A 20,927-nucleotide genomic window follows, 5' to 3' on the forward strand; every position below is an offset into this window, starting at 1 on the left:
TACGGCCCGGTTCGGCCCGCGGGGCAGTCCTGGTGGGCCCGGGTGGTGGGGGGGGGTTGGCGCCCGGCGGGCCCTGGGCCCGCCGCCGGCGCCGGCGTGGGCCCTGGCCCCGAGGCCAGTGAGAACCGGACCTTGGGGCGGCCCCGGGCCCCCGCGCGGTGGTAGAAGCGGACGGCGTCGGTGTTCCAGTCGGGCGTCTGCCACTGGAGTTCCGCGGCGCCCAGCGCCACCGCCGCGTCCCGCACGGCGGCGAGCAGCGCGCGTCCCCAGCCCTCGCGCCGGTGGGCCTCGGTGACGAACAGGCAGTCCAGGTGGACGTGGTCGGCGGCCCGCCAGGTCGAGAACTCGCGGGAGTAGCTGGCGTAGCCGATCAGTTCGCCGCCGCGGTCGACGACGAGGCACCAGGCCCGCGGACGGGCCGAGAACAGCGCGGGCTCCAGGCGGACGGCGAGGTCGGCTGGCACGGGTTCGGCCCGTTCGAAGTCGGCGTGGGCGGCGCACAGGCGGGCGAGGGCCGGCAGGTCCGCCGCGGTGGCCGGGCGGATGGCGCCGCCCGGCTGTGCGGGGCCGGTCAGCACGCGCAGGTGATGCCCGAGCGCGGGGCGGTCAGGTCGTCGACGGGGCGCTGGTCGGTGCCGGCGGCGGTCTCGTAGGCGAAGCCCTCGCGCGCCCAGTACTCGAAGCCGCCGAGCATCTCCTTGACCCGGTAGCCGAGGCGGGCGAAGGCCAGCGCCCCGCGGGTCGCGCCGTTGCAGCCGGGGCCCCAGCAGTAGGTGACCACGGTCAGGGACGGGTCGACCGACTGCGGCGCCAGTTCGGCGATCCGTGCGGTGGGGATGTGGAGCGCGCCGGGGATGCGGCCCTGGTCCCAGGCGGCCCCGCCGCGGGTGTCGACCACCACGATGCCGGGCACGCCGGACACCAGGTCGGCATGGACGTCGGAGACGTCCGCCTCGAAGGCGAGCCGCGCGGCGTAGTGGGCGGCGGCCTCGGCCGGCGCGGCGGCGGGCACGCTCAGGACGGCGCTGGTGGTCTCGGCGGGCGTGGCGGTGGCAGACATCGGGGGATCCTTCTGTTCTCGCCGGTCAGGGCGGGTTCCGGTGGGCCGTACCGGGCTTGCCCGGTCGGCCGTGGCTCCATCCTCCGGCCCCCGGGGGCCGCCCGACGAGTGGCGTCAACGCCTTGGATCGCCAAGATCCCGCCAACCGGCTCCGGCCCCCGCTGCGGGAAGATGCCGGTGTGACGATCACACCCCGACTGGTGGTCACGTACCCGATACCGGACCGGGACGGCGACACCAGGACCCTGCTCGACCCCTCCGGCCCCGTACCGCGTCTGCACGTGCGCGGCGCCGAGTCGCTGCGCATCTACGAGCTGCGCGAACCGGCCGGACTGACGGCCGAGTTCCCGGCCCCGACGCCCGACCGGTGGACGAGGGAGTGGGTGGCCCCCGACGGGGCGCTCGCCGTCTTCGGCACCGCGACCGAGTACGTCGCGGTCGCCCGCGACGGCCGGACGGTGCGGAGGCAGCCGTACGGCACCTGGGAGGTGGGGCGCTGGGGCCTCGCTCGCCCTCGGTGACTTCCCGGCCCCGGCCCCGGCACCGGCGACTGCTCGGTGCACGACGCCCCGTACCTCTCCTCCCCCAGCGGCTTCGTGGACGACGGAACGGCGCTGGTGACGCTCTACAACCCGTACGACGAGGCCGCGGTGTACATGTTCGGCGAGGAGCGCTGGCGGCAGCACAGCCACTGGCTCGCCGACCCCGCCACCGGCACCCTGCACGGCCGCATCGAGTACCCGATGCCGGAGGTCGACAACGTGACGCCGCTCGGCGACGGCACCTGGATCACCCAGGAGTGGGGGCGCCTACCATCGTTGGCAGCGCTGAGCGGCGCTGAGCGGCACGGAGCCCTACTCCTCCTTCCCAGGCTGTCGATGCCCCCCTGTCCGGTCCCGGCCGATGGTCGCACCGCCCTCCGCGGTCACCGCGGCCAGCGCCCGGCTCAGGCGCCCCAGCCAGTCCTCGGCCGTGCCCCGCACCCGCGGGTGGTCCGCGCGGAAGTCCTCCCAGTCCGCGGACCGCAGGCCCACCGTGTCCAGGCGCAGGGCGTCCGCGGGCGCCGTGCGGCCCGGCTCGTGACGGAACACCGCGCGCAGCAGCCGTTCGGACAGCGCCGTGCCCTCGGCCTCGGCGAGGAGCACGGCGTCGTAGAGGTCCTTGGCCCGCGCCCGGCCCTCGGCGGCGCAGTCGGCGTGCAGCCACAGCAGCTTCCAGGCGAGCGACAGTCCCCGGCCCGCGGTGCGCACAACGGTCGGCCCGGTGCCGTCGCCACGCGGTACCGCCGTCCACACGGGCGGTTCGGGGAGCCGCTCGTCGCGGGCGAAGTCGACGTTCACCTGGCCGGGCGGGAGGCCTTCCGCCGTCCACGGGATGACGAGACGGACACCCGGGGTGTCGTGGTCCGAGTACGTCCAGGTGCCGTCCCTGCGGGCGGCGTCCGCGTCGAGCACCAGCCCCGGCGCGGCCGACGGCCGCTCCCGCACCAGGTCGAGCAGGGCTTCGTGCGGAGGGCAGGACTCCGGATCCGCCTCGGGCATCCAGTGCAGCCCTTCGGGCGGTACCGTCACCGGCCGCAGGCCCCCGGTGTCGAACTCCTCGAACGCCCAGATCTCGTACCCGCCGGCGCCGTCGGCCGCCTCCGGCCACTGCTGGACGGCCGCCAGGTCCTCCACGTACGGGTACGGGTGCCCGGGATCGAGCGGGACCAGCAGGGGCCTGGGGACGATCCAGTCGAGGTCCGCCGGCTCCCGCGCGTCGGCCCCCGCCCACGCCTGCATCACCATGCTGCCCCGCAGCACCAGGTACTCCCCCAACGGGGACCCGGCGACGAGGTCGAGCAGGTGGTCGAGCACCGCCCGGTGCGCGACGCTCCGACGTTCGCCGTCCACCGCGAGATCCTCCACCACCGCTCCCCGTGTGCCCGGCCGCTTGCTTGTCGCCGACCGTACCCACGGCCACTGACAGCGGCGGCGGGGCGGGAGCGTTCGCCGGCGGGGCGGGAGCGTTCGCCGGCGGGGCGGGAGCGTACGCCGGCGGGATGGGAGCGTACGGGCGGGACGGCGTCAGGCGTCGTCGTTGAGGCCGCGGTCGGGGACGGACATGTCCCCGGTGCGGGGTGTGCCGTCGGCGAGGCCGTAGCGGAGGTGGACGGTGCCGGTGGGGCTGGCGGCCGGGGGTTGGAGGAGGTGAGATTCGTGGGGACGGTGCCGGTGTCGAAGACCTTCTTGCCGACGCCGAGCATGATCGGGTGCAGCCAGAGGTCGAGGCGGTCGAAGAGCTGCTCCCGCAGGAGGGTCTGCACCAGGTTGAGGCTGCCGACGACCTTCACGTTCCGGTGCCGCTCCCGGACCTCGCGCACCGCCGCGGCCAGGTCCGGGCCGAGCTGGGTGGACCGGGCCCAGGAGAGGTCCGCCCGGCCGCGGGAGGCCACGTACTTCGGCACGCCGTTGAAGAGCTCGGCGATCTCGCCCTCCTTCTGGTGCGGCCAGTAGGAAGCGAAGAGGTCGTACGTCCGCCGGCCGAGCAGGAGGGCGTCGGTGCCCTCGTACGCGGCGGCGATCTGCGCTCCGGTGACCTCGTGCATCAGCGGCGCCTGCCAGCCGCCGAACGGGAACCCGTCCGGGTCCTCGTCGGGGCCGCCGGGCGCCTGCCCCACGAGGTCGAGGGTCGCGAACAGCTCGATGTGGATCAGGCCCATGCCCTTGCTCCCAACCAGTCGGTCGTCTTCGTCGGAATACCAGGCCGCCGCCGGTCGGTGACTGTCCCTCACCTACCCGGCGGCGCGGGCGCGGCCCGGCGTTGACGTCCTGCGCGCCGCCGGGGCCGGGGCGACCCCGTCCAGGAACTCCGCTTGTTCCGTTGTTCGCGGTGTTCGCGGTGTTCGCGAGGGGTCATGCGGGCCGGGTCGCCTTTCCGTCCAGCCAGAGGGTGTCGGAGGCGTCGCGGTGTGAGCCCGTCGTGCCGACGTGTTTGGCGTCGATCTTCGCGCCGTGCTTGAAGACGTGGACGAGGGCCATGCCGTGCCCCCGGCCGAGGCCGTAGTCCTCCTTGAGCCACGCGAGGATCACGCCCGCCTTCGTCGACGGGTCGTCGAAGCCGCGTTCCTCGGCGAGCGCGACGAACTCGCGCGGGGTCAGGCCGGTCTTGGTCTCGACGGTGTCCAGGTACGCCTGGAAGGACATGTGCTCTCTCCCTCTCGTGCCGGTGTTCTGGAAGGTGGACTGGGCCCGGGAGGAAAACTCATCGCTCTGCCGAGAAAAATCCTTCGGGCGGGCTTCGGACGGGTTTCGGACCGGCTACCGGGCGGCTCGGCTGCCCCGGCGTCGCGTCAGGTACGGCTGACGACCCGGCCGTTGGCCAGCAGGCGGGAGAGGTCGAGCGGCGGCAGCTTCGACAGCTGGTTACCGGCGGAGGCCATGGCGGCGGCGTGGCGCGGGCTGCCGAGGACGGCCGTGACGGCGTCGGCGTGGACGGCCAGGAGGCGGGCGGTCCTGCGGGGTGTGCTGCGCAGGGTGGCGTGCCTGCTTTGGGGTTCCGGTCCGGGGCGGGTGGACGGGGGCGGGTGATGGACGGATGGATCGTGGATGGGCGGGTGTGGATGGCGGGTGTCACCAGGAGAGGGCGTCGTCCATCGACTGCTGCCAGTAGGTGACCTTGAGGGAGTCGTCGACGTAGACGCCCTTGGCGGGCAGCGACGGGTGGGCACCTGTACCGACGCTCTCGTTGCCGGCGGGGCCGTGGAAGTAGACGGCCAGGGAGGTGGCGGTGTAGCCGTTCGAGCCGTCGGTGCCGTCGGTGGACGACAGGTTGACGGAGGCGTCACCGGGCTCGCCTGGCTTGAGGGTGACGACGGCCTGCGGCTTCGAGTCGGCGATGACCGGGGGCTCGGACTGGGCCTCGCCGAACTGGACGGCCGGGTAGCCGTAGAGGTAGCAGATGCCGGAGCCGGTGTTGGTGACCGTGAGCAGCATGTGGTTCACGGGGCGGTTCAGCGGAGCCGCGGTGGTCTTGGTGTTGGAGCCCTCGCAGGTGCTCGGCTTGGCGGGGGCGGGGGCCGAGGGGGCCTTCGGAGCGGGGGTGTTCGGGACGGGCTTCGCGCCGGTGGCCGGGGCGGCGGGCGTCGCGGCGGGGGCCGGGGTCTTGCCGGTGGCGGCGGCGGACGGCGAGGCGGGGGCGGCGGCGGACGGCGAGGCGGGGGCGGTGGCGGACGCGGCGGCCTTGAGCGTCGGGCCGGCGGTCGTCGCGATGTCCCCGTGGTCGTCGTTGTTGCACGCGGTCACCGAGAAGGCGGCGAGCACGGCCCCCGCGGCGGCGGTGACCAGACGGGTGCGGGAGGTGCGGGAGGTGCGGACGGACATGTGGTCGTGCCCCTTTCGGCATGCGCTCAATTCGCCCTGATGGTGCGGCGATCGGATGACGGAAGCCTGCGGAGCGATCCGTCCCAGGCGCCACGGCTGACGACACGCTGGGTAGGGTGGAACGGCGAACCGGCCCCTGACCTGCGGGAGTGGAACGGGCCTGGAACGCTGGAACGGGACCCCGGGGATTCGGAGGGGACGGGTGTCGGAGGGGACGGCGGCTGCGGAGTCGGAGGAGTTCGCGCGGTTGCTGCGGGAACTCAAGACCCGCTCGGGCCTGAGTTACGGGGCGCTGGCCAAGCGGCTGCACACGAGCTCGTCGACGCTGCACCGCTACTGCAACGGCACGGCGCTGCCGCACGAGTACGCGGCGGCGGAGCGTTTCGCGCGGGTGTGCCGGGCGACGCCGGAGGAGCTCGTGGGGCTGCACCGGAGCTGGATCCTGGCGGATGCGGCCCGGGGGCGACAGGCCGAGCCAGCCACGCCAGCGGAGCAAGTCGAACCGGCCGAACCGGCCGAACCGGCCACGGAGGCTCCGGTCGTCCTGGCCGCCCCGGTCGACCTTCCCGCAGCGACGGCGGGCGGGGAGCCGGTCGTCGAGGTGGCGGCGGAGCCCGTGCCGCCGCGTGGGCGGCGCCGCAGCGCGCTGATCGCCTGCGCCGCGGCCGTCGCCCTGGTGGGCGCCGTCGTGGTCGTCGCGCGTCCCGCCCTCTGGAGCGGCGGGAACGGTACGGCCGGTGCCACGGCTGCGACGACGGCGGCGACGGTCGCGGCGGCCGTACCGGAGCCGTCGCGGTCCGCCGCTGCCATCACCACCGCGACGCCGACCGCCACCGCGACGCCCCTGAGCGCGACGCCGACGACCACCGCCACCGCGACGCCCCCGAGCCCGACCCCGTCCGCCGACCCGTCCGCGCCGCTCACCCTCGCGACCCGCCCGTACGTCCGTCTACAACGACCCCTGTAGCCAGCACTTCCTCCAACAGCGCGCCCGCGCAGGTCGGGCCGCCCGCCGGCGAGCGCGACGCCCCGCGCTGGGCCGCCGCCTACGGCGCGGTCTCCTCCGGTGAGCAGGAGGTCGCCCTCACCGTACAGGGCACCGGGTCCGACACGGTCGTCCTCCAGGCGCTGCACGTGCGCGTGACGGCCAAGGGCGCGCCGCTCGCCTGGAACGACTACTCGATGGGTGTCGGCTGCGGCGGCGGGGTCGAGAACAAGTCCTTCGACGTCGACCTCGACCGGGGCAGTCCCGTGATCACCGTCAAGGGCGGACAGCGCGACTTCCCGTACAAGGTCAGCGAGTCCGACCCCGAGGTGTTCTACATCACCGCCCACACCAAGGCCCACGACGTCCGGTGGGACCTCACGCTGGACTGGTCCAGCGGCGACCGCCACGGCACCGTCTCGATCGACAACAAGGGCACCCCGTTCCGCACCAGCGCCAACGTCAACCGGCCCGGGTACGACCACCCGCTGGGCAACAGCGAGTGGATCAAGCGTGAGGGTGACTGAGAAGGCCGGGAAGCCCTGCCTCACCTGACGGCGGCAGGGCGGGGCCAAGCGCCCGCGCCCGTTCCAAGGGGCTGGGCATCAAGGCGGACGGCTCCTGCGGTTCCGTCACCTACGACGACACCGTCGTGCGCACCGCCGACGGCTGGCGGATCAGCCGTCGCAGGGTCTCGGCACGCCGGACTCCCCTGGGCGGGCTGACGAAGCCGGGCGGACCGGAGGGACCGGGTGGAACAGGCGACGAGAACGGCCTTTCCGACAGTGGGCCGCAGTAAAGCCTGATCCTGTCACTCGGCGGCCTGCGCCGGAATCGCCCGCAGGGATCGCGGCCACCGGGTCGGCTGTACGGTCGGGCGGCATGCCGAAGTCGCCATGCGGCTTCTGACTGCGTGTCACTGATTCCCGTGAACCGGCCACCGATGCGAGCCTGATCTATTACAGGTTTAATGCTGTCATTTGTATTCAGAGCTCGAAACGCGAGGTGCGCACGAAGTTCTCCGAGTCCTTGGCCGGGAGAACGGACGGGCCCGTCCCCCGGTCCAGCCGTTGCAGTTGTCGAACCCGCCTCCTTGCTGCCCTGGAAAGGCCAGCGGCCCACGTCCGATGTCGAGGACGCCGAGCAGGAGGTCGAGTGCCGCTTCCGCGCCGTGCGACGAACGGTCCAGCCAGACGGTGGTGTACGAGCTTTCCCCTTCGAGCTCGCTCGCGGCGACGTATGTCCCCGACACGGAACACGGTCGCGTTCGCGTTTACGTAGCCGAGGTCCTCTCACGCCCGTATCCGCATCGGCACCTGCATCCGCATCGACCGCGCCGCTCGCAGCATCGCCGGTTCGGATACTTGGGGTCAAGAAGGGCCGACCCCTTGCCTGGCGGAAGCCGGCTGGTCCTGTCGGAGCGGGTTCCTCGGGGCGGCAATGGGTTTCAGCTTCTCCCCCCACGTCAGACTTGCCCGGATCCCGGGCCGGATTTTCCGCGGAAAATCCGGCCCACGAAGCAGGCCCACGAAGCAGGCCCACGAAGAGACCTCCCCCGACAGGCTCACCACCCGCACCGAAGGTCCCCTCACGGGTCTGCTCACCGGCCTGCTCGCGAGGACACCGGCCTCCGGCAGGTGAAGGACACTATCGCCGACTTCGTCACCAGGACGACTCGTCTGACCTTCCGGCACCCCTACGTACCTTGCGGGCTGCCGATCCGCAGGAGGTTGCCGCTGCGGTCGACCAGTGCGAACTCCCGCATCCGGTAGTGGGTGTCGACCACCGGTGTCAGCCGACTGCCGGTGGCCGGATCGGCGGGGATGCCCGTCCGGGCCCACTCGCGGTGCAGCGCGTCCGCGTCCCGGACCTGGAGGTAGCAGCTGCCGGCGGTGGCCAGTGGGTCCACCGCGGGGTCGTGGCGGAAGTGGAGTTCCACGGTGCCGCGGACGACGATCAGGTAGCCGTCCGGGCCGTCCCAGCGGCCGCGGGGCTCGAAGCCGAGGCGGCCGTAGAACCTCTGCGTCTCGTCCAGGTCCCGGCTCGGGAGGATCGGGACTGCGTGCTCATCCATGGCGTTCCGCCTCAAGGGGTGTCGTGCGGGTCTTGTCGGATCCGGCCACAACCTCCTGGTGCCCGGGCGGCGGATCCGATGCATGAACCCGGTCGGGAGATTTTCCGCGGAAAATCGGTGGGGTTCTGCTGGCTCGGTCGGATAGCAGCGGTCGGCCCCGGTGCGGTCATGGGGTTCGACGGCTGGGGATGCCGGAAGCCTCGGGGCCGTCTTCGGTGGGCCAGCGCCCTTCTATGTGCAGTTGGATGAGCGCGGCGTGGGACAGCGGGGTGGTGGGATCGGTCACGTCCCCGTTGGTGGTGTAGTCCAGGAGCACGAGGTCGTCCTTGGTCCTGAGCTGCTCGACCAGGTCGGCGAGCCGGTGCTCAAGGATCCACCGGTAGGCCGGCAGGTAGATCCGGCGCCGAGCGGTTTCGTAGGGCAGCAGCCGGTCGCCGTCCAGACCGGTCCGGTGGCCTCGGACGGGGCCGTACCGGCGGACCGTCCGCTTCAGGCCCTTCATCGTGGTGACTCCGAGCTTCGCAGGGTCGACGTCGAAGTCCTGGAAGACCTTGAGGGCCTGCCAGATCCCTTCCACCGACTGGCTGGTCACTCCGTCGGAGAAGGGGACCGGGATACCGCCGTGCGGGTAGAACGGGCTGAACCGCACCCACGGCTCCGGTGCCTTGGAGGTCACGTCGATGATCTCGGCACCGGGGAACGCCGCGGTCAGCAACGCCTTCGCGCGGCGACGGCTGGCAATACGGATCGACATCTGAGGCCCCCGGGTTGATGGCAACAACCACCGAGCATCCCAGATGCCACTGACAGTCCGGCCGCCGTGACAACCGGCGAGACTCGACGGCGAGAGCGGGTCCGCACCAGCCAGGGCCCGACTCCCCCACCCGGGTCGCCGTCAGGCTCGACCGGCCGGACGGCCGCAAGGACCGGGCCTCTGGTTCGACCTACGCGCCGACCCGGACTGGGCCGAGGCGGAGCTCCGCAACCCGAGCCACCTCCTCTGCCTGGCCTCCGTCTCCGTTACCGCGAAACTCCTCCTCCGGAAAGAACGGCGGTCACCTGGGTCAGGCCGGTGCTGGTCGGCGTCGACATCGACGACCGCGACCGCGGCTGCAACTGCGGCTACGACTACGACTACGACGAGAAGCGGCGATCGCACGGGCCACCACCGTACTGATCACCAAACAGCGTCCGCCGCGACACGGCCCTGACCGCCCGACCGGCCGGGCACCGGCACCGGCACCGGCACCGGCACCGGCACCGGCACCGGCACCAGCGCACCTCCTCCCCCGCCCCTGCGGGGTTCAGCCGGTCTGCAAGTCCTGAACTGGTACGAGGAGAACTCCCGTCTCCGGAGGGGGCGGTGAGCGCGCATGTACGAGGTTCCGGTCGCTCGGGTGGCGGTGCTCACCGCTCGCCGATGATCTCCAGGGCTCGTCCCATGACCTTCGCGCGGTCGAGGCGCGTGGTGTCGACGAGCCCCGCCTCGGTGCGGAGCCACCGGGCGTACGCGTCGGCGTAGACCGATACCCTCCCGCGGCGGAAGATCCGGACCTTCTCGCTGCGCCCTTCGTCGCCCGGGTACTCGACGCCGGTCTCGATGCGAGCGCTGATCACGTCGGGATCGGCGTGGGGCGAGAGGTGTACCAGCGGGATGGTGGCGGAGCGGATGCGGTCGTGGATCTCGGTCGCGTAGGCGTGGTTCAAGAGAGTCATGGGGACGACGACCGGCTGGCCTCGTTCTCCTCCCGGACGCGGATGACGAACTCGGCGACGAGGGAACGCCAGGCCGGAAAGTCCTGGAAGTCCTCGCGCCTGCCGGGGAAGGTCTCGCCCAGGACGGAGCCGGCCGTCTCCGGGTCGAACAGGACCGAGTCGGGCAGATGCCGGCGGAGAGCCGTGGCCAGGGCGGTCCTGCCGACCCCGAAGGGGCTGTTGATCCAGCAGACGGTCACGGGCAGTCTCGCTTTCGTCAGCGGTTGCCCGGCCCACGCCTCGAACGCGCCAGGGTTGCGGGGACGCGGGCCAGGGCTCCGACAGCACGATGGCGCACCGTGGTCGACACGCGGCTCCGCTGCCGAGCCGTCCAGCGGTCATCGTGAAGTCGCGAAATTTTCCGCGGAAAATCCGAGTCTGTAGAACGACGGACCCGAGGCATGCAGCTGGCTCCGGCCAGAAATTTTCCGCGGAAAACCGGTCGGCCGCAGGAACGGTCACCGCTGACGCCCACGTCGGAACCCGCAACCGCTACAAGCCCGGACGGTTGGCGAACGTGTACTCGTCCGCGACATTGAACACGCTCGCGCAGCGTGGGCATCCGGCGTCACCGAAGAGATGGGTGATCGCGCCCGCGAGCGTCTCCTGCCCGTCCCGGACAGCGGTCTCGTGTATCCATCGGCCGATCCCCGAGAGCTCCTCGGGGGGCACCGGCCGCAGGCTGCGCCGGTCGACGTCCCCCGGATTCCAGTCCCGGATCGCTGAGTAGCACCCGTAGTCGCCGATGGCGATCGTCACCTCGGCGCCACAGTGGGGGCAGGGGAGGTGGTAGAAGTCGTCGGTGAAATCGTCCAGGCCGGCACTCCAGTGGTAGTGCTCCCTGGCTGCCAGCAGATCGAGGAACGCCGCGAGGTAGTCATCCGGCCGCGATCGCAGGTACCGGTCCAGCAGCACCCGCAACTCAGCGACCGCCTCCGCGCAGTCCGCGAGCAGATCGTCACAGCCGGGGCTACCCTCTGCGCATCGGACATCGTCCCGGCCAGTGAGCGCGCCCGCGGGTTGCCCGACGCGAGTCGCACCAGCCGGGGAAGGGCGGCAAAACTCGCAGGGAAGACGAGGTCGCTCTCCAAGCACAGCCGGTATCCGAGTTCCGCCCACGCGCCGAGATCGTCCCCGCACTCGACCCGCTCCAGAAGCTCGGGAACGCGATCGACGTTCCCGTAGCTGTCGCGCATCCGGGTCCAGTCCACCTCACCGACAGGCGGTCCCCCAGGGGTGGCCGGGTGAATCCGATTCTGCGATCCGCTCGTGCCACTCCCCCACGTCAACCGGCGCGCTCCGTCGCCAGCAACCCTTCGGCAGCCCTGGCTGTGCTCGTTCTCCGTCACCGGGCGATCGTAGGAACCGGGTCGGACAGCTGGGGCCGTCATCCGATTTTCCGCGGAAAATTCGGAGGCTCTACGGAAGGAGCCGCCGAGACCGCGGGGGAGTGGTCAGTAGTACCACACGTCCCGTACCGCAGAGCCGGGCCGGTGATCCCGGATCAGGAGCGAGCCAGGACCGGGAGGCGCCGGGCGCAGTGGGCCGTGCAGGTTCAGGCTCTCGAACTCTGTGGGGAGGACGACGTCGGGTCCGATGTGCGCCGCGTCGAGGGCAAGGCTCACCCGCGTACCGCTGCCGGCCGGCGGCTGGAACTCCTGGATGCCGCGGAGCGGTCGGAGTCCCTCACAGTCCTGCCGGAATCCCCGTCCAGCGCACCACAGCTCGACGGTCACCGCAGCGGACAACGCTGCGACGGCGGACAGGGACCACCACTCGTTGCCGAGCAGGGACCCGGACGGCCCGAGGGCAGGCACGCCCGATGCTTCCCAACCGTGGGGCTGCTCCACCGACACGGTGAGGCTTCGGTCGCCCGTGATGTCGATGCGGGCCTGCAGGGTGTGCGCCGGGGTTACCGCGTTCGCCGCGGGGAGCAGGTCATCGCCCAGAACGGCGAGCACTTTCGCTCCCAGTTCCGGGTCACCGGGTCCGACCCCGAAGAAACATGTGCAGGCGTCTGCGGACCAAGGCGCCGGCCTCGGGCGCCTCTCTTACGATGTCGCCGTACGGATGCTCCGCCATAGGAGCACGATATCGGCGGCGTGGGGGAGCGGGCCGGCCAGCGAGCGATGTCAACCATGGGGCTGCGGCTCCCGAATTTTCCGCGGAAAATCGGTCAGCCGGCGGCTAGTCCGAGTTCTCCCAGACCAGTACGCCGGGGCCGTCAGGCGTGATGACCGGGATCCAGGCCTCGGCCGCCTCCGAGAGCCGGGACTCGTCGAGGATCAGCGACGGCGGGTAGAGATCGTCGCTGCGGCCGGAGCCGTACATCCCCAGGGCGTCGACGGCGGCCCGCAGCCGGTCGAGCACGTTGGTCGGCCACTCGCGGCCGCGCATGCCGTAGCCCTTCAGCTCGCCGACGAAGATGCTGTTCATGTCCTCGTCCAGGTCCATTCCGTAGAGCGGGACGAGGTAGCCCTCCTGCTCGTACTGGGCGCAGGCGTAGCCGCCGCACTGGTTCTGGTAGACGACGCCGGTGGGGGCCGCCACGATGACGAACATCCAGCCTCCGCCGCACCCGTCCGGGTCGAGGTAGACGTACCGCTTCGCCGTCGTCGCATCAGGGGGCTGGTCCGTCATCAGGTCGGTCTCCGCCATGGGTCAGGATGATCGGGGGCACGGGCATCGAACCGCAACGGAGTCCGTGGGACCACCGGACTTCGGGGAGCCCAGGTCTGCCGGATCAGGCTGCCGCCGGGCTCCGGGATTTTCCGCGGAAAATCCCAGGGACCGACGCCCCGACTCGTTGCCGCTTCTTGATCATTGCGACGGTGTTCCGATGCCCTCCTCGCCTCTCCCCGACCTGTGGCTGCGTGGCGTCGCCGCCAACCCTGCCGCTCCCTCCGAGGTCCTGCTGCGTCTTCTCACCCCGCAGGCGCGCGCCGCCTGGTTGGTCCCTCTGAGGGGAGAGGACGCTTCCCGCAGAGGTCGTCGAGGCGGTGCTCGTCCACCCCGAGAGGGCGGTCCGCCGTGCCTTCGCCCGTAACCGGCACTCCGCTCCCGCACAGCGCGGGCGGCTGGTCGGCGACCCCGAGTCGCTCGTCCGCGCCAACCTGGCCGCAGGCCCTCGTCCGCGGCTGGGAACGGCCGAGCCCCTCCCCGACCACGTCCTGGAGACGCTGCTGACCTCGCACAACCACGACTGGTCGAAGCAGCGGCTCACCGCCGACGAGATCAAGCAGGAGCTGGTGTCGTCCGGGCACGTCCCGCAGTCGTTCCGCCGCGGGATGCTCCAGCACCCGAACCCGGAGCTGCGGGCCCGGGCCACGCACCTGTGGCTGTGGCTCACCCCCACCCGCTCGGCCCGTTCCCCGGCCGACCCGGAGCGCCAACGACACGGCCTTCACTGCGACATCCACTCGCAGGTTCTCGTCCCGGGCCTTCCACCCGCGGGTCCGAACCCGCCCGCCCCGAGCTCGCTGATCAGTCGGTAGTGGTTGGCCACCAGCTGCCCCGGAACACCCTCGCCCGACATCCGCCCCCCAGCCGTCGCGATCGCCGGTGATCAGACTGGCACAGCCGGTCACGACGGCACCACCCCGGGCTTGTTGGGTTCGCCGGACGGCGCGGCGGCTCGTCGCGCGGGGCGTGGAGGTACCGGACGGCCGTGGAGCCGGGGGAGGGGACCCGGATAGGCTGGAACGGCACGTCAGAGGGCCGTGGACGGCCGGGGAGGGTCCTGGAGCATGGGGAAGAAGAGCGAGCTGGACGACCTGCGGGCGCGGCTGGAAACGCTGGAGGCGGAGGTCAGTCGGCTGCGCGGTGCGGCTGCGACGGCGGCGGCTAGGGCGACAAGTGCGACGGCTGGTACGACGGCAGTGACGGTCAAGGACCAGCCCGGGCAGCCCCAGTCGATGACCCGTATCGCCGATGCCCTCGGTGTGATGGTCTCCAGCCGGACCGGTGAACGACCCGAGAGGCGGCCCGAAGAGCGGCCCGAGAAGCGGGCGGAGAAGCGGGCGGAGAAGCGGGCGGAGAAGCGGGCGGAGGAACGAACCGAGGAGCGGACCCAGGTCCTGCGGGCGCGCACCGAGCCCTCGGAGCCCCGGAGCGTCCCCGCCCCCGCCCCCGCCCCCGAGCCCGAGCCCAGCGGCGGCCAGTTCCTGGAGAGTCTCCTGTCCGGCCGACCGGCGCTCCAGAAGTAGGCGCGCCCGCCGACGACGAACACCTGTGGGGACCACCGGAGAACTCCGGTGGTCCCCACAGTTCACAGTTGTCGGGCGCTCACGCCTTCGGAAGCGTTATCCCCAGTTCGAGCATGGCCGGCGAGGCCGGTCCGCCCTCCGAGCGCTCCGTCTTGTAGCCCTTGACGCCGGGGGCGACGGTGCGCGGGTCCACGGCCTCGGAGGGGGCGCCGGTGGTGTAGAGGCCTTCCGGGTCCTGGTCGCGGTCGTGGGGCAGCAGCCAGAAGACGCGGCGGCGGAAGGTGCCGGAGGCCCGGGAGGACTTGGCGTCGGGGCCGAGGATCGCGTAGCCGACCATGCGGCCGTCGCGGTGGTAGGCCGGGCGGCCGCGCCGGGTGGTGAGGCGGTCGAGCGACTGGCGCACGTAGTCGAGGTCGGTGGTGTCCTCAAGCCAGACGAGATCGGTTTCGTGGGCGAGCTCGGCCGGGTCGATCAGCGCGCTCACGCGTTCTGCTCCTCTGTGTCGTCGGTGATCAGGCCGATGCCCGGGTAGTACTTGCGGCTGTTGGACAGGACCATCTCCTTGGGAGAGGTCATACCCAGTGTCTCGCGGACTCGTGCGGCGAACGCACGGCCGGATACGGGATTGGCTCCCTCGAAGCCGCACCAACGGGTGTAGGCGCCGAACAGCTGGGACTGTTCGGCGCGCATGCCCTCCCCGGTGACGCAGGCCTCCTTGAGGAAGCGGCCGACATGGTCCTCGGTCTCGGCGTACGCCGTGGTGGCGGTCTGGACGGCCTGGGGCCCGGCCAGGTCCTTCTCACCGGCGAAGTAGCGGCGGGCGCCGTCGATGAGCCAGGCGAGGATGCCGGGGCCCTCCTCGGCGACGAGGACGTGGGCCAGGTTGTCGATCTTGCGTTCCTCGGGGACGACCCGTTCGAACGGGATCAGGCGCATGCGGCGCCAGAAGGCGAAGCCGCCGGTGCCGACCTCGGGGCGGTGGTTGCCGAGCAGCCAGAGCTTGTGGGTGGGCTCGAAGGAGAAGAAGTCCTGGCGCATCCGGCGGGCCTTGATCTTGTCGCCGCCGGTGAGGAGCTTGACCCGGGCCTCGTCGAAGCGGTCGCCGGGCTTGAGCTCGGAGCAGACGATGATGCGCCGGCCGTGGAGCTCGGCGAGGTCGGTGGGGTGGCCGTCGAAGGTCTTGGCCATCAGGAAGCCGGGCGGGGCCGCGTCCGCGTAGTCGCCGAGCAGCTGGATCATGACGTCCAGGAGGACGGACTTGCCGTTCTTGCCCTGACCGTAGAGGAAGGGCATGACCTGGGCGCCGACGTCGCCGCTGATGGAGTAGCCGAGCAGCAGGTGGAGGAAGTCGCGGGTCTGGCGGCCTTCCTTGTCGTCGCCGAAGGTGTCGGTGAGGAAGCGGTCCCAGCGCGGGGTGGGCATCCGGGCGGGGGCGAGCGTGGTGGAGCGCGAGTGGTGGTGGACCTTGGGGTCCGGCGGGACGATGGCACCGGTGCGCAGGTCAACGACGCCGCCGGGGGTGCACAGCGCGTAGGCGTCGGCGTCCAGCAGGGCTGCGTTGAGGACCATGCCGGGGGCCGACTTGGCCTGGGCGAGCATGGCGTTCATGCCCGAGGTGGACAGGGCACGGCGACGGTGCCTGCGCAGGTCGGTGTTGGTGTAGAGGCCGCGGGCGTCGTGGGTGGCGATGCTCTCGGCCATCTCACCGGCGGCCCACAGGACGGTGTCGTCCTCGTCGAGCTGCCAGCGGTGCGTGGCCCAGCGGTACCAGCCGATGCCGGGGACGTGGCGGTAGTCGCGTCCGTAGAGGTGGACGAAGAGCTTGGCGTTGCCGCGGTCGGACAGGGAGTCGGGCAGCAGGCCGTGCTGGCTCGCCTGCGGGCCGGCGTGGGGACGTGCCTGGGCGGGGGCCCGGGCGGTCTGCGGTTCCTGGGAGTCCTGGAACGGCTGGACGGGCGCCTGCGCAAACGCGCCGGGGCCGGAGGCAAAGGCAGGGCCGGGGCCGGGGCTGGCGGGGGCGTCGAGGAGGCTCTCCTGGACGGCGGTACCGTGCCAGGGCGCCTGTGCGGGCCCTGGCACGGGCGGGTACTCCAGGATCTGCTGGGCAGCGGCCACGGGATCGAAGACCGTCCTCTTGCGGGGGCTGTCGCTCATCCTCGCGCCCTCCCGATGTGCAGGGGCTGCCGGGCTCCGGCGGCGAGGCCGGAGCGGATGACGGCGGAGCTCTGCCGGTCCTGGGAGGGACGGGCGGTGCGGGCGGCGTCGGTCAGCAGCTGCTCGGCGGCGGCGTGGGTGAGGTGTCCGGCGGAGACGAGGCCGCCGACGGTGTAGGCGGCGCGGTTGAGCTTGCCGGTGAACCCGGCTCCCTCGGGGGTGGTGGCGCAGTCGGTGACGTCCTGGAGGACGGTGTCGAGGACCTTCTCGGCGCCGCGCCGCCCGCCGCCCGCCGCGACCACGGCCTGCCGGGCCCGGTCGGGGACGGCCGGCAGCGGGCTGCGGGGCGGCTGGGGCCGGTCCTTGAGGTGGCCGGTGCGGACGAGTTCCTCCGCGAGCCACTGGGGGAGCGGGGCCGGGACCGTGGCACCGGGCAGGGGCGTGTAGGTACCGCTGGTGGTGACGGTGCTGGGCGCGACGATATAGCCGCCGTGGGCGCGGACGTCGACCTGCCAGGCGAGGGCCCGGCCGGTGGAGGAGCCGGTGGAACAGGTGAAGCGGTGGTGGGCATCGTCGCGGTACCAGATGTGCAGGCCGCCGGAGGGGGTGCGCACACGCAGGGTCCCGGCGTCCGCGCAGGGGTCGGGCGCCTTGCGCAGGGCCGCCAGCAGGGCGAGCGTGTGGTACCCGTTCTCCAGACCGTCGAGGTCGACCCGGTCGTGGATCGGGATCCCGGGCAGGATCCGGTCCCGGGCGGGGACGTCGGCGGGGTGGCTGTCGACGTCGATGACCACCAGGCCGGCCGGTCCGCAGGCGACGCCGGTACCGAAGCCGGGGTTGACCCGCCACCAGGCGCTGATCACGTCCTGGTCGGTGGTGGCGGCATGGAAGCCGTGGCACCAGCGACCGAAACGGGGGCACGGGCACTCGGCGGGGGAGTGCGGGGACTCCTGGCAGGGCTGGCAGTTCGCCGGCGGGGTCTTTCGCCCGGGAGTCAGCGGGTGGACGGGCCACCCCTGGGCGGCACACCAGCGCGCGACGGCCAGCGCGTCGGGCTGACGCTCCGTTCGGTCGCTCCCCACGGCCTTCGGCGCCGTCACGCTGGTCCCTTCCCCTTGGTTCGGTAGCTGCTGCAGCTCTCACTCAGCTTCTTCGGTAGCTGGGTAGCTGCCCGGATTTGGGTCGCTCGTTCAGTCGCTGACGGCAAAAAGCCAGGTCAGAGCACTGGAGAGTGCCGGATCAGCGACTGAAGCGACCGAAGTCCAGAAGATAGCTCACACAGACTAGCCGAGCGAGCACATACGGTCTCGGACTACCGGTACTTGCGGGGAAACTGAGCGACCGAACCCCGCGGCAGCGACCGAGTCGCTTCGGTCGCTGTTTTCGGTCCACCGGCGTTTTCGCAGGTCGGAGCCGATTTTCCCAGCAAACAGCGACTGAAGCGACTGAAGCCCGGGTCTATAACGCGCACACGCACACGGGAATGTCTTCATATACCCGACCTTGAGTCGCTTGGGTCGCTGATGACGGGGGTGTACAGGTTCTGACCTGGGGTTTTGTCCAGCGACTGAAGCTCAGCGACCGAAAGCGACTGAGTCTCTGGGGGCCTGACCCCCCGGCGTGTCGCGCGTGCCGGGCCCGTTTGCAAGCAGTCGGCTCGGTCGCTTGGGTCGCTTGGGTCGCTTGGGTAGCTTCGGTAGCTTCGGTAGCTCGGGGTGTCGCCCAAGGAGGACGACCCCGGCTCCTCCCCGCAGGAGTTCTTCCGGCCTTGGGTCGCTTCAGTCGCTCGGGTCGCTCGGTCGCTGCCCGTCGGACCTGGAGCCCCACGGGCCGACGGCCGAGCTGCTGAGCCGTGAGACCAGCTACCGAAGCGACCCAAGCGACTCTGGCCCGGACATGGGATCACCTCCGCCGCACGCGGGCGCTCCCAGGTGTTGTCAGCTGTGTTGTCCAGGGTGCTCAGAGCAGTGCCTCTCCTCCTGCTGACCGCCGTACAGCATGGGGGTCGCCGTCCCACCGTGCGCCGACGAGCCGTCCTACCAGTCGACCGTCCCGTCGTCCGGGAGCATTCGCCGGTGGACCGGCCCGACCCCGCGGCGAGGCCCGGCCGGCCAGGCGTCGATGACGCTCCAGGACTCGCTCCGGGGCGAACACCGGGCTGGTGCCTATGCGGGGAAGATCGATCACGGGCCACAGCCTCCCAGAGCGCTGTGACACGACGGCGGCCGGGCGCCAGCGCGGTGTACGGCCGCCGGGCCGTCAGACGGCGCTCCCGTCCCGGAGGGCGGCGTGGATCCGCCCTCCGGTCCCGTTTCAAAACTCGCGTGCCGACACCGGAGCTGTGGCGCACGATGGCCCCGGGCCACCGATGCGGATTCCGGTACAGCCAGCCCGCCGAACGGGCCGGATTCCGCCGCGCTTGGTAGCGCCTGCTACTCACCGCTACGCTCGCGCACATGACGCAGCTGACCGCGCGACCGGAGAACGCCGCGCAGGCCCGGGAGCCGGTCTCCGAGCCAGGATCCCGCCCGCACCCGGGCCCGGGCCCGGCCCAGGCCCAGGCCTCAGCCTGCGACGCCGTGGACGCCACCGTGGACGCCGCGTGATCCTGCGGATCGACCGGGCCTGGCTGCTCGACATCGCCCACCAGTTCGTCCCCGGCGACCCGGACGTCACCGACTACGGCACCCTCGCCGCCGCCGTCGCCCGGCACGCCGACGAGGTCATGGGCGTCCCCGTCTACGAGGCCGTGAACCAGCGTGCGGCCGCACTGATGCACCAGCTGATCCGCGTCCCCGCCCTGGAGTCCGCCAACGAGCACTTCGCCGCCGTCGTCGCCGCCTCCTACCTCAGCGCCTCCGGCGTCATCGTCACCGCCGAACCCGAACAGGCCGTCGACCTCGCCATCCGCATCCGCGCGGGCCACGCCGACGTCAGAGAGGCCGCGGCCGTCATCCGCACCTGGTACCGCTGACGGCAGTCCGAGCGCCCCTGGAGCCCCGACTGCCGAACGGGGGGACTTCGCAACGGCTGTCACCAGCCGGGGTAGCGGTCCCACCAGTGCGGGTCGCGGGCCGGTAGGTACTCGCCGCCGCCGGGCGAGTCGACGTACTCCTGGAGCAGGTCGCGGGCCAAGGTGTCGAGAACCCAGGCGAGTTCGAGCCGGCTCAGCAACTCGACCGGCAGTGCGTCGACGCCGTGCGCGGCGCCGAGCAGCGCTCCGGCGGTGGCGGCCACCGAGGCGCCGTCCGGTGCGCCGGCCGCGAACCGCAGGGCCTCGCCCACGGTCTCGGAGCCGGGGAAGCGGGAGACCACGAGGAGGGCGCCGAGCAATGCCGAGGAGGCGGTCGCGTCCGGTGCGATCCGGGCGAGCTGCCCGTGGTCCGGTACGGCGTGAGGCGCCTTCAGCAGGTCGAGAACCGTGTCGGGGCTCGCCGAGTGCGGCATGGTCAGGGAACGGACCACCGTGTCGATCGGGTGCTCGTCGCCCGCGGGGGAGGCCGTCCACGTCCGGAAGGGATCGTCCTGCGCGAGGCAGTGGGCCACGAGCCCGGCCGCGCCGAGAGCCGCGTCCTGTGCCTCCGGGGCGCCGTGGGTGAGCGCGGCGGTCCCGCGGATCGCCGTGGCGCAGGACGCGGGACCGAAGAGGAGGTGCAGCAGCCCGAGGGCCAGGCCACGGGTGAGCGCGTGGGCCCCTCGGCTTCCGTTGACCGGCTTCGTCGGGGTGCCCTGCGTCAGTCCGGTCAGGGCCGTGACGGTGGCCGGCGCCGAGCCGCGGCGCTCGCGGAGGGCGGGCACCTGCGCGAGCCAGCCGGTCGGCCACGGGTCGTTGGTGCCGTGCGTCCAGCGCTCGGAGATCCGTTCCGGCTCGATGCCCTGCAGAAAGGCCCAGCGGCAGTACGCGTGCCAGATCACGGACGGCGCGTGGCAGATGCCCTTGTGGTTCATCCGCACCGAGGCACGGATCGCTCCCTCGATGGTGAAAGCGGCCAGCTGGGTGCTGACACCGATCCGCAGCGGCCCCTCGGCCGGCCACCGACCCCGCACCACCCCCGCCGCGTCCCCCAGCGCCGACCCGAGCACCAGCCCCCGTACGCGCGCCTCGCTCACGGCTTCTCTCCGCACCAGTCCCCCGCCCCTTCCCTCCCGCGCCACCGACTTCGCTGTGACATCCCACCACAGTCGCGGAACCGGGTGGCCGGCAGCGGCCGGCGCCATCGGGCGGAGCGCAGGGGGCGTAGCACCGCTGGATCGGCGATGTCCAGGGTGGTCGCGTCCACTCGCTGCGGTGGGCCATCCTGGTGCCCCCGGCCGGTTTCGCCGGCGAGCTGTC

22 protein-coding genes and 1 pseudogene are annotated in these 20,927 nt (G+C 72.1%); 6 read left to right on the plus strand and 17 right to left on the minus strand.

Annotated elements, in window-relative coordinates:
* The coding region (locus ACFV1W_RS33400) for a GNAT family N-acetyltransferase (RefSeq protein WP_380421007.1) at positions 1 to 578 on the minus strand (578 nt) is incomplete at its 3' end.
* On the minus strand, positions 572 to 1,060 hold the full coding sequence (locus ACFV1W_RS33405; RefSeq protein WP_380421008.1) for a rhodanese-like domain-containing protein: 489 nt from the start codon (positions 1,058 to 1,060) through the stop codon (positions 572 to 574). The genes ACFV1W_RS33405 and ACFV1W_RS33400, both read right to left, overlap by 7 nt.
* 179 nt (positions 1,061 to 1,239) lie before the next feature.
* Between ACFV1W_RS33405 and ACFV1W_RS33410 the strand changes: the two genes are divergently transcribed.
* Positions 1,240 to 1,581: a hypothetical protein gene (locus ACFV1W_RS33410; RefSeq protein ID WP_380421009.1), complete on the plus strand. Its 342-nt coding sequence runs from the start codon at positions 1,240 to 1,242 to the stop codon at positions 1,579 to 1,581.
* Positions 1,582 to 1,914: 333 nt separating this feature from the next.
* Here ACFV1W_RS33410 and ACFV1W_RS33415 read toward each other — a convergent pair whose 3' ends face one another.
* The 4 genes from ACFV1W_RS33415 to ACFV1W_RS33430 form a co-directional block, all read right to left on the minus strand.
* Positions 1,915 to 2,952: a nucleotidyl transferase AbiEii/AbiGii toxin family protein gene (locus tag ACFV1W_RS33415; protein ID WP_380421010.1), complete on the minus strand. Its 1,038-nt coding sequence runs from the start codon at positions 2,950 to 2,952 to the stop codon at positions 1,915 to 1,917.
* Positions 2,841 to 3,761: a dihydrofolate reductase family protein gene (locus tag ACFV1W_RS33420; RefSeq protein WP_380421011.1), complete on the minus strand. Its 921-nt coding sequence runs from the start codon at positions 3,759 to 3,761 to the stop codon at positions 2,841 to 2,843. Before ACFV1W_RS33420 ends, ACFV1W_RS33415 begins: the two co-directional genes overlap by 112 nt.
* 193 nt (positions 3,762 to 3,954) lie before the next feature.
* Positions 3,955 to 4,245, minus strand: a complete 291-nt coding sequence (locus ACFV1W_RS33425) for a DUF4287 domain-containing protein (protein WP_380421012.1) — start codon at positions 4,243 to 4,245, stop codon at positions 3,955 to 3,957.
* A gap of 426 nt (positions 4,246 to 4,671) precedes the next feature.
* Positions 4,672 to 5,421 (minus strand): DUF4232 domain-containing protein, encoded by a 750-nt coding sequence (locus ACFV1W_RS33430; RefSeq protein WP_380421013.1) that lies wholly within the window; start codon positions 5,419 to 5,421, stop codon positions 4,672 to 4,674.
* 202 nt (positions 5,422 to 5,623) lie between these two features.
* Between ACFV1W_RS33430 and ACFV1W_RS33435 the strand changes: the two are divergent.
* A pseudogene (locus ACFV1W_RS33435) lies at positions 5,624 to 6,933 on the plus strand (helix-turn-helix domain-containing protein).
* Between the two features lie 1,169 nt (positions 6,934 to 8,102).
* Here ACFV1W_RS33435 and ACFV1W_RS33440 read toward each other — a convergent pair.
* From ACFV1W_RS33440 to ACFV1W_RS33470, 7 genes are all read right to left on the minus strand, one after another.
* Positions 8,103 to 8,480: a bleomycin resistance protein gene (locus ACFV1W_RS33440; protein WP_380421014.1), complete on the minus strand. Its 378-nt coding sequence runs from the start codon at positions 8,478 to 8,480 to the stop codon at positions 8,103 to 8,105.
* A gap of 166 nt (positions 8,481 to 8,646) precedes the next feature.
* Entirely contained in the window at positions 8,647 to 9,234 is a 588-nt protein-coding gene (locus ACFV1W_RS33445) for a DUF6939 family protein (RefSeq protein ID WP_380421015.1), read from the minus strand.
* Positions 9,235 to 9,887: 653 nt separating this feature from the next.
* Positions 9,888 to 10,196, minus strand: a complete 309-nt coding sequence (locus ACFV1W_RS33450; RefSeq protein WP_380421016.1) for a hypothetical protein — start codon at positions 10,194 to 10,196, stop codon at positions 9,888 to 9,890.
* Complete coding sequence (locus ACFV1W_RS33455; RefSeq protein ID WP_380421017.1) at positions 10,193 to 10,435, minus strand: hypothetical protein; 243 nt, start codon at positions 10,433 to 10,435, stop codon at positions 10,193 to 10,195. Before ACFV1W_RS33455 ends, ACFV1W_RS33450 begins: the two co-directional genes overlap by 4 nt.
* Positions 10,436 to 10,727: 292 nt before the next feature.
* Positions 10,728 to 11,156 (minus strand): hypothetical protein, encoded by a 429-nt coding sequence (locus ACFV1W_RS33460; protein ID WP_380421018.1) that lies wholly within the window; start codon positions 11,154 to 11,156, stop codon positions 10,728 to 10,730.
* Positions 11,157 to 11,689: 533 nt separating this feature from the next.
* Positions 11,690 to 12,196 (minus strand): hypothetical protein, encoded by a 507-nt coding sequence (locus tag ACFV1W_RS33465; protein WP_380421019.1) that lies wholly within the window; start codon positions 12,194 to 12,196, stop codon positions 11,690 to 11,692.
* Between the two features lie 226 nt (positions 12,197 to 12,422).
* Positions 12,423 to 12,893 (minus strand): DUF6210 family protein, encoded by a 471-nt coding sequence (locus ACFV1W_RS33470; protein WP_380421020.1) that lies wholly within the window; start codon positions 12,891 to 12,893, stop codon positions 12,423 to 12,425.
* Between the two features lie 341 nt (positions 12,894 to 13,234).
* Between ACFV1W_RS33470 and ACFV1W_RS33475 the strand changes: the two genes are divergently transcribed.
* Together ACFV1W_RS33475 and ACFV1W_RS33480 are read left to right on the plus strand one after the other, a co-directional pair.
* Positions 13,235 to 13,729, plus strand: coding sequence for a hypothetical protein (locus ACFV1W_RS33475; RefSeq protein ID WP_380421021.1), 495 nt, complete (start codon positions 13,235 to 13,237; stop codon positions 13,727 to 13,729).
* Positions 13,730 to 13,981: 252 nt separating this feature from the next.
* Positions 13,982 to 14,440, plus strand: a complete 459-nt coding sequence (locus ACFV1W_RS33480) for a hypothetical protein (RefSeq protein WP_380421022.1) — start codon at positions 13,982 to 13,984, stop codon at positions 14,438 to 14,440.
* Between the two features lie 79 nt (positions 14,441 to 14,519).
* Here ACFV1W_RS33480 and ACFV1W_RS33485 read toward each other — a convergent pair whose 3' ends face one another.
* The 3 genes from ACFV1W_RS33485 to ACFV1W_RS33495 are packed head-to-tail and all read right to left on the minus strand — an operon-like array spanning position 14,520 to position 17,694.
* Positions 14,520 to 14,924, minus strand: coding sequence for a DUF6009 family protein (locus tag ACFV1W_RS33485; protein ID WP_350512420.1), 405 nt, complete (start codon positions 14,922 to 14,924; stop codon positions 14,520 to 14,522).
* Positions 14,921 to 16,594 carry a phage/plasmid primase, P4 family gene (locus ACFV1W_RS33490; RefSeq protein WP_380421023.1) on the minus strand — a complete coding sequence of 558 codons (1,674 nt, stop codon included), beginning with the start codon at positions 16,592 to 16,594 and terminating at the stop codon, positions 14,921 to 14,923. The genes ACFV1W_RS33485 and ACFV1W_RS33490 overlap by 4 nt, the downstream gene beginning before the upstream one ends.
* Positions 16,591 to 17,694 carry a bifunctional DNA primase/polymerase gene (locus ACFV1W_RS33495; protein ID WP_380421024.1) on the minus strand — a complete coding sequence of 368 codons (1,104 nt, stop codon included), beginning with the start codon at positions 17,692 to 17,694 and terminating at the stop codon, positions 16,591 to 16,593. Before ACFV1W_RS33495 ends, ACFV1W_RS33490 begins: the two co-directional genes overlap by 4 nt.
* Before the next feature lie 1,356 nt (positions 17,695 to 19,050).
* Here ACFV1W_RS33495 and ACFV1W_RS33500 point away from each other — a divergent pair.
* Positions 19,051 to 19,200, plus strand: coding sequence for a hypothetical protein (locus ACFV1W_RS33500; protein WP_380421025.1), 150 nt, complete (start codon positions 19,051 to 19,053; stop codon positions 19,198 to 19,200).
* Positions 19,197 to 19,568 carry a fic family toxin-antitoxin system, toxin component gene (locus ACFV1W_RS33505; RefSeq protein ID WP_380421026.1) on the plus strand — a complete coding sequence of 124 codons (372 nt, stop codon included), beginning with the start codon at positions 19,197 to 19,199 and terminating at the stop codon, positions 19,566 to 19,568. Before ACFV1W_RS33500 ends, ACFV1W_RS33505 begins: the two co-directional genes overlap by 4 nt.
* Before the next feature lie 59 nt (positions 19,569 to 19,627).
* On the opposite strand, the gene ACFV1W_RS33510 is transcribed toward ACFV1W_RS33505, so the two are convergent.
* Positions 19,628 to 20,704, minus strand: a complete 1,077-nt coding sequence (locus ACFV1W_RS33510; protein WP_380421027.1) for an ADP-ribosylglycohydrolase family protein — start codon at positions 20,702 to 20,704, stop codon at positions 19,628 to 19,630.
* Between the last annotated feature and the right edge of the window lie 223 nt (positions 20,705 to 20,927).

This window comes from Kitasatospora sp. NPDC059648 (assembly GCF_042734825.1).
In the GTDB taxonomy this organism is placed as follows: Bacteria; Actinomycetota; Actinomycetes; order Streptomycetales; family Streptomycetaceae; genus Kitasatospora.

Coding starts and splice junctions, on each gene's coding strand:
- ACFV1W_RS33405 (WP_380421008.1), bottom strand. CDS start 1,060: ATGTCTGCCACCGCCACGCCCGCCGAGACCACCAGCGCCGTCCTGAGC.
- ACFV1W_RS33420 (WP_380421011.1), bottom strand. CDS start 3,761: ATGGGCCTGATCCACATCGAGCTGTTCGCGACCCTCGACCTCGTGGGG.
- ACFV1W_RS33425 (WP_380421012.1), bottom strand. CDS start 4,245: ATGTCCTTCCAGGCGTACCTGGACACCGTCGAGACCAAGACCGGCCTG.
- ACFV1W_RS33430 (WP_380421013.1), bottom strand. CDS start 5,421: ATGTCCGTCCGCACCTCCCGCACCTCCCGCACCCGTCTGGTCACCGCC.
- ACFV1W_RS33440 (WP_380421014.1), bottom strand. CDS start 8,480: ATGGATGAGCACGCAGTCCCGATCCTCCCGAGCCGGGACCTGGACGAG.
- ACFV1W_RS33445 (WP_380421015.1), bottom strand. CDS start 9,234: ATGTCGATCCGTATTGCCAGCCGTCGCCGCGCGAAGGCGTTGCTGACC.
- ACFV1W_RS33450 (WP_380421016.1), bottom strand. CDS start 10,196: ATGACTCTCTTGAACCACGCCTACGCGACCGAGATCCACGACCGCATC.
- ACFV1W_RS33470 (WP_380421020.1), bottom strand. CDS start 12,893: ATGGCGGAGACCGACCTGATGACGGACCAGCCCCCTGATGCGACGACG.
- ACFV1W_RS33480 (WP_380421022.1), top strand. CDS start 13,982: ATGGGGAAGAAGAGCGAGCTGGACGACCTGCGGGCGCGGCTGGAAACG.
- ACFV1W_RS33490 (WP_380421023.1), bottom strand. CDS start 16,594: ATGAGCGACAGCCCCCGCAAGAGGACGGTCTTCGATCCCGTGGCCGCT.
- ACFV1W_RS33500 (WP_380421025.1), top strand. CDS start 19,051: ATGACGCAGCTGACCGCGCGACCGGAGAACGCCGCGCAGGCCCGGGAG.